Source organism: Chryseobacterium sp. 2TAF14, assembly GCF_052115105.1.
GTDB lineage: Bacteria > Bacteroidota > Bacteroidia > Flavobacteriales > Weeksellaceae > Chryseobacterium.
Genome location: NZ_JBFRGA010000092.1, coordinates 1 through 13,052, shown reverse-complemented (window position 1 = coordinate 13,052; position 13,052 = coordinate 1). Strand labels below are relative to the sequence as shown.

Genomic DNA, 13,052 nt, shown 5'->3' with positions numbered 1-13,052 from the left:
TCACTAATCACTAATCACTAATCACTAATCACTAATCACTAATCACTAATCACTAATCACCAATCCCTAATCCCTGATTGCTGTGTCGCTCCTCCGGAGCTTAAAGGTTTAACGGTGATTATATGAATTGCTACAAAGGTTATACTCCTGCGGAGTATTTTTTTTGCTCATTGCACCTGAGATTATCCGCAAACATAGCTTAAAATCGTATTTTAAAGTTTGCTTATTATTTACTCATAATTTACTTTTTAATGAATCTTAGCTTTTAAGTTTTAGAGTTTTAATCTTTATCTCATCTGTACTTTAAACTTTATTTTTAAACTTTAATTTCCTTCAATTAAAATAGACCATAATGGACTCATCAGCCGAAAATCGAAGGTGTTTTTTTTTAATTAGAGAGACTTTTAGCCCGGATAGAAGCGGTTACCCCGGAACTTGCGTGGGAGAGTTGGAAAGGGAATAGAGGATGGAAAAGCTTGGCGTGAGGAGTAATAGCGGATAGCCGGAATTAGCTCCTGAAAAAAATCTAATTATTACCGAATGTATTTATATTGCTCCAATATCTTATTGCAGCATTCTTCACTTAATATACAAAAGATCGTCATTAACTTGAAATGCCAATGACGATTAATTGTTTGTTTAAAATAAAAGTATTTATTAATTTAAAACATTGAACCTCAATTTAATTCCAAAGTTATCTTTGAATTGTGAAGTTTGATAGTGCCCTAATCTATAAGAGAATCCAACGCCGAAATTCCTGCCTAAAAATCTGTTCCAGATTATCCCAACTTCCTGGTAATAGTGATCGAGTACCTGGAAATCAAATTCGTGATCGCCTCTGTTTTTGAAGTCTCCAATTGCTGATTGGTATTCCAGCTCGATGTTTGAATATCGTGAACCGAAAGTTTTAAACCTGAACGGTAAATATTGTGAAACTTTAATTGCTATAAATTTATCTGCAAAAAAAGTTCCTGAAGGCATTGTTGCAAACGCTAAATTATTTGGAGTGTTGATATTAGAATACCAATGATCAGGATTTCTATCATTTTGTCCGGCAATTTCAAAGTTTTTCCAGATTGGAGCGGTTCCTGATGAAATTCCGCCAAAAAGTTTCAGATTGGTATAGCCTAATTTAGATCTGAATTGGTGGATAATTAACGCATCTGCTCTGTAATAATCCAGATCTCCGCCTAGTCCGTCAACTCCTTTTTCAAAATTCATATAAACTTGCGGAAAGCTTTTTTCATAGGTATATTTTCCGCTTGGCGTCATAATATTTTTATCGTTTGGTGAAAATTTAAGTGATAAAGTTGTACTTACGTTATCAAAACGGTATCCTAAATTTTTGTATTGATAATTAAAAAGCGTTTTCTGTTTCTCTTTATTTACGGCAATTTTCATGCTCAATGAGTTCGAAATGTCATATAAAAATGACGCTCCCCATTTTTGATTTTTATAAAAGTTGGCATTATGTAAATCCAGATTCAGGTCGTTTACTTTCATCATCATATCCCACATATTGTTGCTGAATCTTCCGGCTGCAAAAACAWCGTCTACATAATCAATACGGAAAACGGATGTTCTTTTATCAGATAATTTCATGTCTAAGCCAAGACCATATTTCCAGGTGTGATCTTTAAAGCCATAGCCGAAATATCCATCAGGAGAAAAGGTTTTGCTGAATTTTTCGTTGAGCTTTACACCAGCTCCTAATCGAACACCTTGGTATTTATCGTAACTGAAAAATTTAGTCAAGTCAAAATCAATGATTTTGTAGCGTAGATTTCCTCTCATTAATTGGGTTAAAAATCCCAGTTTTTTTTCGAAATCATGCTTTTGTACAAAACTATCGATCTGAGTATAAGTGGCACTTTCTCTTGCGGTAAGACTGTCGGTTCTGTATTGCTGAAGAAGGCTTCCGTCAGAGTTTTTCATTTCCAGAGAGTAACCTTTAAATTCTGATGCTTTTTGAGCTTCATTCAGTTGAAAATCAAAGAACCGGTTTTTTACATAAAGATAATTTCCGAAAGTTTTCTGATGGTATTTCCGTTTATCACTAATGTATGCACCTTTTTTTAAACTGTCGGTTTTTATGCTGTCTCTCTTTGCAATATTAAAGGTCTGGTCGCCCATTTTAAGCTTAATGTCTTCATAATCCATAAACCATTTCCCGTCAATCGGTTTCCAGACAGAAATGATATCGCCTTCATTTCTTTTTTTACTTGCGCTTTCAAATTTTTTCAGCGCATAAGTTTCAGAATCAATATAAATTTTACCGTTAAATTTTCGGGGATTCTGCTTCTTTTTATCGGTGATTTCTTTGAATTTAATAACGTATGTTTTTCTTCCGTCAATTTGCAAAGTATCAGACATATAAAAGTTGAAAAGTTTTCTGTTTTCAGGTCTTAATTGCCGTGGAGTTCTGTTTAGATTAGAAATATTAATCGCCAAAGCTTCATAAATTGGATTTTTAAAACCCGACATCCTGTTATCGATGATGTTGGTTTTTTCGCCGAATTTTTGTGAATATTTGTATTCTGTCGCCTTTTCCCAAAGGAACATCTGGCTTTCTGCTGAAGCGTTAATGAAATCTTCTGCAATCAACGAATCTTTTTTCTCGCTTTCTTTTTGCTTAAATTCTTTTTTATCAACCTTCGAAAGAGAATCTTTTCTGGAAGCGAGGAAGTTTTTAAAAGTATCTATTGAATCTTTGTCTACATCGATAGAAAACTTGGTGTAAGATTTAAAATTATAAGTCTCTAAAGATTTCGGCGAGTTTTCTTTTTCCTTTTTATTGACTTCATCTAAAATTTTCAAAGCTTTCGGGTCGCTTTTGTCGGTAATCACAACCCGATCAATGTTGCTTTGCTTTTCAGATAAAGGCTGCATTGCAACATCCATCGATTTTTTTACATCGACAACAGCATCTTCAAAATTGCTGGCAAGAATTTCTACTTTTTTACATTTTGTTTTAAAATTTAAAATGCCTTCGTAATTGGTTTTTCCCAAAAGATTGTCGTCACAGTAAACAGCTGCATTTTCAATTGGTTTTTTGTTGGTTTTATTGAAAACTTTCAATTGAGTTTGCCCGAAAAACAACACAGTAAAAAATAAAAATAACGGAGATAAAAGTTTTGTCATTGAGTCTGATAAGCGTTTTCCAAACCATCAAGATTTTTTCCTCCGGCTGTAGCGAAACCTGGGTTCCCGCCGCCGCCGCCTTGGATTTCTTTTGCTAAATCTTTAATCAATGCTCCAGCCTGATAAATTCCTGCCAAATCATCGGAAACGCCAACGGTAATCATTGGCTTTCCGTCTGCATCTGAAAGAATAACCGTAATGGATGTAGGAATTTCTTTCTTTAATTGGAAAACGATGTCTTTCACTGAACCTGCATCCAAAGAAGTTCTTTTTACCAAAAGTAATTTATCTCCTTTTTGCTCGTATGCTCCTTTCCAGTCGCCGATTTCGCCTTTTGCTTTTTCTTTTTTCAAAGCGTCAACTTCAGACTTCAACGATGCATTTTCTTCGATTAATTTTTCGATAGAACGTACAACATCTTTAGATTTCAGCAATAGAGAAAGCTCGGTAATCTGCTTTTCTAAACCTTTGAAATATTCCTCAGATTTGTCTCCCGAAATGGCTTCAATCCTTCTGATTCCTGCTGCTGCAGAACTTTCAGAATTGATTTTAAAATGACCGATTTCGCTTGTATTTTTTACGTGAGTTCCACCACAAAGCTCTTTTGAACTTCCAAATTGGATCATTCTCACATAATCACCGTATTTTTCACCGAAAAGACCTGTTGCACCTTTATCAAAAGCCTCCTGAATAGGCATGTTTCTGAACTCCTGTAAAGCAATGCTTTCCTTAATTTTTGCATTCACCTTATCTTCAACCAAAGTCAATTCTTCTTCCGTCATTTTATTGAAATGCGAGAAGTCAAAACGCAGATAATCCGGACCAACGTAAGAACCTTTTTGTTCAACGTGAGTTCCCAAAACTTCTCTCAAAGCTTCGTGCAACAAGTGTGTTGCCGAGTGGTTGGCCTGAGAATTTTCTCTTTCGTTTGCATTTACTTTAGCGTAAAAAACAGCACCTGCATCTTTTGGAAGTCCGTTGATTAACGAAATAATCAATCCGTTTTCTTTTTTAGTTTCCAAAACTTCAAAGCTTTCAACCGCATTTTCAAGAACACCTTTATCACCGATTTGTCCACCACCTTCAGGATAGAAAGGGGAGTTGCTTAGCACAACCTGATAAAATTCTCCGTCTTTATTTTCTACTTTTCTGTATCTTGTAATATAAGTTTCTGTTTCAATTTGGTCGTAACCAACGAAGTTTTCTTCTCTTTCCTCTAAAGTTACCCAATCGTAAACTTTCTGAGCCGAATCTGCTTTTGAACGTTGTTTTTGTTCGCTTAACGCCAGTTCAAAACCTTTTTCATCAATCGTTAAACCTTTTTCTTCAGCGATAATTCTTGTTAAATCATCCGGGAAACCATAAGTATCATACAATTCGAAAACTTCCTGCGTTGGCAAAACATTTTTGTCTTCCGAAATCGTTTGCTGAATTAGTTTTTCAACTCTGATTAACCCGGTTTCAATCGTTTTAAGGAAAGATTCTTCTTCACTTTTAATTACTTCAGAAACCAATTTTCCTTGTTTCTCCAATTCAGGGAAGAATGCTCCCATTTGTTCCTGAAGAACGGCAACCAGTTTGTAAAGGAAAGCTTCTTTCATATCCAGGAATCGATAAGAATAAGAAATTCCTCTTCTTAAAATCCTTCTGATCACGTAACCCGCACCTCCGTTTGATGGCAATTGTCCGTCTGCAATCGCAAAAGAAACCGCTCTGATATGGTCAACCACAACACGGATTGCGATGTCTTTTTCATCCTCCAAAATTCCTGTATATTTTTTACCCGAAAGTTCTTCTACTTTAGAGATCAAAGGTGTAAAAACATCAGTATCATAGTTTGAAGATTTCCCTTGAAGCGCCATACAAAGACGCTCAAAGCCCATTCCCGTATCTACATGTTGAGCTGGTAATTTTTCTAAACTTCCATCAGCTTTTCTGTTGAATTCCATGAAAACGAGATTCCAAACTTCTACAACCTGAGGATGATCGTTGTTTACCAATTCAAGACCGGAAACTTTAGCTTTTTCTTCCGGAGTTCTTAGGTCAATATGAATTTCAGAACAAGGTCCGCAAGGTCCGCTTGCGCCCATTTCCCAGAAGTTATCTTTTTTGTTTCCGTTGATAATTCGGTCTTCAGAAATGAAAGCTTTCCAGTAATCATAAGCAGCCTGATCTCTTTCAAGATTTTCAGAAGAATCCCCTTCAAAAATCGTTACATACAGGTTCTCTTTTGGAATTCCATAAACTTCCGTCAGCAATTCCCAGGCAAAAGCAATAGCATCTTTTTTGAAATAATCACCAAAAGACCAGTTCCCCAACATTTCAAACATCGTGTGGTGATACGTATCTCTACCTACATCATCCAGATCATTATGCTTCCCTGAAACTCTCAGACACTTTTGCGTATCGGCAATTCTAGGTGCAGTCGGCGTTTTGTAGCCTAAGAAAAAATCTTTGAACTGCGTCATTCCAGAGTTGGAAAACATTAGAGTAGGGTCGTCTTTCAGCACAATCGGCGCAGAAGGTACGATAAGGTGGTCTTTGCTTTTAAAATAATCTAAAAATTTCTGACGGATCTCTTGTGATGTCATAATGATATATTGCTTTGCTTTTTACAAATTTTTTGATAAGATGCAAATTTAATGAATTTGGAATGATTCTTTAATACTGAACATTGAAATATTTAAGAATAATAAAAATCCGAAAATCAGGTAAAAAGCTTCAGTGGGAAGTTGTTGTAAATAAAATTGACAATCGTCTAAAAATGAAGGTTCATATTCGTCATAAATAACATCATTACAGAGCAAGCATTCATATTCTTCGTCAATTTCTTTTGCGTTTGGATTTTTGTAATTAACCAAAGCAAAAATATGCCCTGTTTTATCCATATCTACGCCATAAATTTCATGTTTAGCAATTGCCATATCATTGAGCAAAGAGACAAAATCACCGTATGAATTTTTATTATCAATAATAAACTCAATTCCGGAGTTTTTTACATTTCTCTTTTGCATTTTTTTAATTTCAGAAACATAATAATTAGAATTTAATTTAGCCGTATTTGGTGTTACAACTATTTTTTTGTAATTCCAGTTTCTAAATAATTCAAAAGAAAATGCAGAATTCCATTTTTCAGTACTGTCAATTTTTGCAGGAGTAACAATATCCATAACATTTGGTATTGGTTCTTGTAATTTTCTTTTTCCAAAATACCAAAATAAAATCGGGATTAATAAAGCACTTATTAAACCTGGAACATAATATATTTTCTTTCGGATAATCATTGGTTTAAATATAAATAAAAAGTCAAATTTATTATTCTAATCAACTGAAAGTTAATTAATTTTAAAATAAGATTTTACATTGTTTATAATTCAATTAAAAACTTTGGACTTCTGAGTTTAACTTATTACCTTCGTCTTTATCTGAAAAGAGACAATCAAAAAAATGACGAAAAATGAAACTTTAAAAAACTGGATAGAAGAGTATTCTGAATCGTTGCTGAGAAGAGCAATTTTTCTGCTTTCAGATACTGTTGAAGCGGAAGATATCGTTCAGGAAGTTTTCATTGCTGCTTTTTCATCGTACGATTCTTTTGAAGGAAAAAGCACGCCCAAAACCTGGCTCAATACGATTCTTAATAATAAAGTTGCTGATTTTTACCGTAAAAAGTACAAATCTGAACCGACCATTAAACTCGATCATTTTTTTGACGAAACCGGTTCGTGGAAAAACAATTCGGTATTAAATGACTGGAATGTTTCAAACCAGGAATCTGAACTTCTCGACAATCAGGATTTTAATAAAAGTCTGGAAGATTGCATTGAAGATTTGCCCTCAAGATGGAAGATCCCGATGAAAATGTATTATCTCGAAGAAAAAAAAGCACCCGACGTAAGTCAGGAATTGGATATTTCTACGACTAATCTTTGGAAGATCTTGCAACGATCCAGAATGCAACTGAGAGAATGTCTGGAAATGAACTGGTTTTCAAAATCATAAGAAATAAAAAATGTTTAAAAAAATAATTCATATTTTCTTTTTACCGTGCAGTAAAGCCACTTTACTGATGGAAAAACGCAATGCAGATAATATTTCACCAAAAGAAAACTGGCAGCTTTCGGTGCATATTATGATTTGCAAATGGTGCAAAGCTTATGAAGAAAAACTGAAGATTTTAGATTCTATTCTGAAAAATAAATGGTCTAAAGAAGAAAAAAATGAATTGAATGATGTTGAAATTCAGGAGTTTAAAAATAAAATATTCAAAAAGTTAGATTTTTAAAAATAAAGATTGTCAGGATTTTGTGATTGTTGCGACTATGGTTTTGAAAATAATAAATATTAATTCAAAATTTTTTAAGAACAATGCAACAATCATCACAACACAAAGGTTTACCAACGTACAAAATCGGTTATTATATTTCGCTTTTCGGGGCAGCAATTATTTTACTCTGGATCGGTGTATTTAAATTTACACCAACAGAAGCAGCAGCTATAAAACCTTTGGTAGAAAACCATTTTCTCACGTTTTTCGTATATGATATTATGAGCGCACAAGCGGTTTCTAATATAATCGGCGTGATAGAAATTATCATTGCTTTGTTACTGATCTTTAGCGTGAAATTTGCATCTCTTAAAAAATATGCAGGCATCGGAATGATTGCCACCTTTTTGGTGACGCTGAGTTACCTCTTTACAACGCCGAATGTCTGGAATATTGTTGACGGAGTTCCTGTTACAGACTTTTTTATTCTTAAAGATCTGATGCTTTTAGGATTTGGTTTAATGCTTTTAAATGGAAAAAATGAACACACATATTAAAACAAAAATGAAAAATATATTCACATTTCTCGGAATGATTCTGGGAATTGCAGTCTTTGCCACGAGTTGCGGAGATGCAAAACAACAATCTTCGTCAATTAAAAAAGAAAATGAGACCATTATGAATGCTAAAAATGTAAAAGAAGTTTATTTTGCAGGCGGATGTTTTTGGGGAACTGAGCATTTTTTTCAACAAATCAGAGGCGTTGTAGGAACTGAAGTGGGGTATGCCAACGGAAACAAAAAAAATCCTACTTATGAAGAAGTTATAAGTCATACTACAGGTTTTGCCGAAGCGGTAAAAGTGAAATATGATCCGGAGCAGGTTGACCTTAAGCTTTTGATCGAGCTTTATTTTAAAACAATTGATCCTACGAGTTTAAATAAACAAGGGAATGACAGAGGCGATCAGTACAGAACCGGAATTTATTCTACCGATAAAGAAACTGAGGCGATTGTAAAAGCAGAAGTTCAGAAATTAGCGAAAAATTACAGCAAACCTGTTTTAGTAGAAACGATTCCTTTGAAAAACTTTTACAGTGCAGAAACTTATCATCAGGATTATTTAGATAAAAATCCGGGAGGTTATTGCCACATCGAGCCGGGATTATTTGAAATGGCAAGAAATGCAAACCCGCTTCCAAAAGCTAAATATCAAAAGCAGGATAAGGAAGTTTTAAAGAAAAAACTAACTGCGGAGCAATATAAAGTAACGCAGGAAAATGCAACGGAAAGACCTTATACCAATGCATACGACAAAGAATTTCGTGAAGGAATTTATGTAGATATTACGACAGGTGAACCATTATTTATCTCTACCGATAAATTTGAATCAGGTTGCGGATGGCCAAGTTTTTCAAAACCGATTTCTGATAGACTGATCGAAGAAAAAACCGATAATTCTATCGGAATGACGAGAACTGAGGTAAGAAGTAAAACAGGAGATGCGCATTTGGGACACGTTTTTGACGATGGCCCGAAAGATAAAGGAGGTTTGAGATATTGTATCAATTCTGCATCATTGAAGTTTATTCCGAAAGAAGAAATGAAGGAAAAAGGATACGGAGATTATATTTCTCTTCTTAATAAAAAGTAAATGAAGGAAAGATTTTCGAATCTTGGAAACGTAACGGGTTTTTAATCTGTTACGTTTTTTTAATTACCGCAAAAGTTATAAAAGAAATGATTGAAAAACTGGGAATTTCAAAAGTTCACAAAATATCGTTATTTATAATTTGAGATTTTATATTTAAAAAATATTGAAGGATTTCTAGCCCCGATAGAAACGGTTACCCCGCAACAAGAGTTGGAGGGTTGAAGGGCTTGAGCGTTGGAGAACTTTGGAGTGAGGAGTATGAGTGATAGCGGGAAATAGCTCCCTAAAAAACATAAGAAACAAAAAAATCCACATCGCAATGATGTGGATTTTTATTAATAAATATTAAAATAAACGTGTTAATTTTTCTTGATGGATTTACTTAAGCGTAAATTTTACTTTTGTTTTGATGGCATCAGAAGAATTTCCGATCTGTGCTTCAAAATCTCCCGGTTCTGCAACCCAGTCGTGTTTTTGGGCATCAAAATAGCTTAAAGCCGTTTTGTCGATCGTGAATGTCACTTCTTTTTGTTCACCAGGATTTAAAAAAACTTTTTCAAAACCTTTCAGCTCTTTTGCAGGACGCTCAACCGATGATTTTAAATCGGAAATATATAACTGCGCCACTTCTGCACCGGCTTTTTTACCTGTATTTTTTACAGTAACGGTGAAGGTGATCTTATCATCCTGATTCATGCTTGTTTTATCGGCTTTTGCTTTTCCAAACTCGAAAGTGGTGTAGCTCAAACCGTGACCGAAGCTGAATAATGGCTTGATCTTTTTGGTATCATGCCAACGATAACCTACAAATATTCCTTCGTTATATTTTATGTTGATCGGGTTTTTCTGGTCTTTACCTTTTCCTGCAGCCAACTCTTCTTTGTTTCCGGGATATTCTCCCATTGCATGAGCTGAATTGTCTTCTAATTTTACAGGAAATGTAAACGGCAATTTTCCTGAAGGATTGGCATCACCTGCCAAAATAGAAGCGATAGAATTTCCGGCTTCAGAACCTAAATACCAACCCTGAACAATTGACGGAACATCTTTAATCCAAGGCATTGCAACGGCATTTCCGGTTATTAAAACAACCGTAAAATTTTTGTTGGCTTTAGCTAAAGCAGAAATTACATTATCCTGATTGTAAGGAAGTCCGTAGCTTTTTCTGTCATTTCCTTCGCTATCCTGAAAATCTGCTTTGTTTAATCCGCCAACGAAAATAACGTAATCTGATTTTTTTGCAAGCTCAACGGCTTCATTTAACAATTCTTCCGGAGAACGGGTGTCTTTCAAATCCTGACCAGATTTTACACCATTGTACTCACCACCGATGTCTCCTACATAGCCTCTTGCATACTGTACATCAGAATTTTTTCCAAATCTCGCTTTAATTCCGTCTAAAGGCAAAGTTTCGTACTTTACTTTTAATGAAGAAGAACCACCACCAACAGTCATTACTTTGATCGCATTTTCACCAATCACTGCAATTCTTTTTGCTTTATTGATGTCGATAGGAAGTACATTTTTGTCGTTTTTCAACAATACAATTCCTTCTTCACCAATTTCTTTCGCTACCGCTTTGTGTTCGTCTGAAGCGATGTTTCCGAAAGGTTTTTTGGTGTTCATTGTTGTTTTATAGGCTAAACGTAAAAGTCTTGTCACTTTATCATCAAGCTCTTTTGTTCCTACTTTTCCTGATTTAATTAAATCTAAATAAGGTTTTGCTAAATAATAGTTGTCGTATGCATTTCTGGTTCCGGCAGAAAGACCGTTCGTCCAGCTTCCGAATTCTACATCCAGACCGTTATGAATAGCTTGTTCAGTATTATTTACTGCACCCCAGTCTGAAACAACAACTCCTTTATATTTCCATTCACCTTTAAGAATATCGTTTAAAAGATACTTGTTTTGGCTTGCGTATTGACCTTTGTACATATCATAAGCTCCCATAATCGTCCAAGAATCACCTTCAGTAACTGCAGCTTTGAATGGCGGAAGATAAATTTCGTACAACGTTCTGTCATCAACAATAACGTTGCTTGTATGACGGAACATTTCCTGATTGTTTAAAGCGAAATGCTTAACAGAAGTTGCCACTCCGTTAGATTGCACTCCCTGAATGTAAGGAACGACCATTTTAGAAGTCAAATACGGATCTTCACCCATGTATTCGAAATTTCTTCCGTTGAGCGGTGTTCTGTAAATGTTTACTCCAGGTCCTAAAAGAATATCTTTTTTTCTGTATCTTGCTTCTTCACCTAAAGCTTTTCCATAGTTCCAAGACATTTTCTTGTTCCATGTTGCAGATAGAGCTGTTAAAGCAGGGTAGGCAATAATAGAGTCATTGGTCCATCCAGCCTGATCCCATTCATCCCACATTACTTCAGGGCGAACTCCGTGTGGGCCGTCTGTTGTCCAGAATTCAGGAATTCCCAATCTTGGAACTCCGGGAGAACTGAATTTTGACTGTGCGTGAAGCATAGCCACTTTTTCTTCCAGTGTCATTCTTGAAAGTGCGTCCTGAATTCGCTGCTCAATAGGTTTAGATTCATCCAAATAAACAGGAACTGTCGTATTTTGAGCCATAGCAGAGGCAGATATCAGCGTAAACAAACTTAGAAGTACAGTTTTCTTCAACATAAAAAACTCTTTATTGATTGTTTACAAAAATAGGAAAAATTTTATTATCTCAAATTGAGAAAATGTATTTTTTTAGAAATGATATGCTTTAATTAATTCTGTGAATAATGAATTCGATCCTGAAGATTTTAAATTCTTGTAAATTATGCAGATTTAGTAGATAAAAGTAAGAAATCTGTCTAATCAGTTAAATCTGTGGGACAATTTTAAAATTTCACACAAAAATATATTTGATTTTAAATAAAAAAACACCGCTCCGGAGGCAAAGGTTTCCGAAACGATGTTTGCATATAATAGAATTTCTTAAAGGTTCAAGGTTTAAGGTTCAATGTTCAATATTCAATATTCAATATTCAATGTTTATATTTTTTAACTACCCCGTCTTTTTGCTTTCGCAAAAATCCACCCCTTCAGGGAAGGGGAATTTTATCGACACGAATTCAAATTGACCATTGACCATTAACTTTTCACATTATTACTCCCAGCCTTTCACGGCGCCACCTTTGAAAATCTCTTTTGCCTTATCTTCCACTTCTTTAGACTGATAAGCTTTCAGGAAATTTTTCACTTTATCTGTATTTTTATTGTCTTCTCTTGAAACCACCACATTCATGTAGGAAGAATCTTTATCTTCTTTGAAAATTCCGTTTTTGTCGGCATCCAATCCGGCTTGAGCGGCAAAATTATTGTTGATTATGGCAATTACCACTTCTTTATCGTCCAAAACTCTTGGCAATTGTGGCGCTTCTATTTCAAGAATTTTCAGTTGCTTTGGGTTTTCTGCGATATCAGTTACTTTGGGTAGTAAGCCAACTCCGTCTTTTAATTTTAATAAACCGTTTTTTTGTAAAAGCAGGAGAGATCGACCGCCATTTGTAGGATCATTCGGAATAACGATCGTGCTTCCATTCTTAAGTTCGCTGATGTTTTTTATTTTTTTTGAATACGCCACAATTGGATAAACAAATGTATTTCCAATCACTGCCAGTTTGTAACCACGCTGTTTCGACTGTTCGTTTAGATAAGGAACATGTTGAAAAGCATTCGCATCAATATCACCATTATTCAAAGCCTCATTAGGAATAACGTAATCGTTGAAAGAAACGAGTTCTACTTCCAGATTATATTTTTCTTTAGCAACTTTTTTAGCGGTTTCAGCAATTTCTTGCTCAGGTCCGGAAGTGATTCCTACTTTGATGAAATTTGGGTCATCTTTTTTTGGAGAATTACATGCTCCGAATAATAGCAAACCTGCTGCTAATCCTAAAGTTTTTATTTTTTTCATTGATAATTGTTTTATATTGTTGTTGGTTGTTGGTTGTTGGAAGCTGGGTGTTTGTTTAGTTATCAT

9 protein-coding genes are annotated in these 13,052 nt (G+C 34.9%); 4 read left to right on the top strand and 5 right to left on the bottom strand.

The annotated features are described in order from the left end of the window. Positions 1 to 657: 657 nt before the first annotated feature. Genes AB4Y90_RS10980 through AB4Y90_RS10970 form a run of 3 tightly spaced genes read right to left on the bottom strand, consistent with a single transcriptional unit; the run spans position 658 to position 6,311 of the window. Positions 658 to 3,141, bottom strand: a complete 2,484-nt coding sequence (locus AB4Y90_RS10980) for a DUF5686 family protein (protein ID WP_441557590.1) — start codon at positions 3,139 to 3,141, stop codon at positions 658 to 660. Further along, a complete protein-coding gene (alaS, locus tag AB4Y90_RS10975; RefSeq protein WP_441557589.1) occupies positions 3,138 to 5,732 on the bottom strand; it encodes an alanine--tRNA ligase in 2,595 nt (864 codons plus the stop codon). Before alaS ends, AB4Y90_RS10980 begins: the two co-directional genes overlap by 4 nt. A 48-nt stretch (positions 5,733 to 5,780) precedes the next feature. After that, the gene (locus AB4Y90_RS10970; RefSeq protein ID WP_441557588.1) at positions 5,781 to 6,311 is read right to left on the bottom strand and encodes a hypothetical protein; all 531 of its coding nucleotides are present in this window, start codon (positions 6,309 to 6,311) and stop codon (positions 5,781 to 5,783) included. A gap of 277 nt (positions 6,312 to 6,588) precedes the next feature. On the opposite strand from AB4Y90_RS10970, the gene AB4Y90_RS10965 reads away from it, so the two are divergent. From AB4Y90_RS10965 to msrB, 4 genes are all read left to right on the top strand, one after another. Beyond that, positions 6,589 to 7,143 (top strand): sigma-70 family RNA polymerase sigma factor, encoded by a 555-nt coding sequence (locus AB4Y90_RS10965; RefSeq protein WP_441557587.1) that lies wholly within the window; start codon positions 6,589 to 6,591, stop codon positions 7,141 to 7,143. A gap of 10 nt (positions 7,144 to 7,153) precedes the next feature. After that, entirely contained in the window at positions 7,154 to 7,426 is a 273-nt protein-coding gene (locus tag AB4Y90_RS10960) for a hypothetical protein (RefSeq protein WP_441557586.1), read from the top strand. An 83-nt stretch (positions 7,427 to 7,509) separates the two neighbouring features. Beyond that, positions 7,510 to 7,965, top strand: coding sequence for a DUF417 family protein (locus tag AB4Y90_RS10955; protein WP_441557584.1), 456 nt, complete (start codon positions 7,510 to 7,512; stop codon positions 7,963 to 7,965). A gap of 7 nt (positions 7,966 to 7,972) precedes the next feature. Beyond that, positions 7,973 to 9,061, top strand: coding sequence for a peptide-methionine (R)-S-oxide reductase MsrB (gene msrB, locus AB4Y90_RS10950; protein WP_441557583.1), 1,089 nt, complete (start codon positions 7,973 to 7,975; stop codon positions 9,059 to 9,061). A 378-nt stretch (positions 9,062 to 9,439) separates the two neighbouring features. On the opposite strand, the gene AB4Y90_RS10945 is transcribed toward msrB, so the two are convergent. Continuing rightward, on the bottom strand, positions 9,440 to 11,701 hold the full coding sequence (locus AB4Y90_RS10945; protein ID WP_441557582.1) for a glycoside hydrolase family 3 C-terminal domain-containing protein: 2,262 nt from the start codon (positions 11,699 to 11,701) through the stop codon (positions 9,440 to 9,442). 475 nt (positions 11,702 to 12,176) lie between these two features. Next, positions 12,177 to 12,986: a methionine ABC transporter substrate-binding lipoprotein MetQ gene (metQ, locus tag AB4Y90_RS10940; RefSeq protein ID WP_441557592.1), complete on the bottom strand. Its 810-nt coding sequence runs from the start codon at positions 12,984 to 12,986 to the stop codon at positions 12,177 to 12,179. Positions 12,987 to 13,052 lie beyond the last annotated feature (66 nt).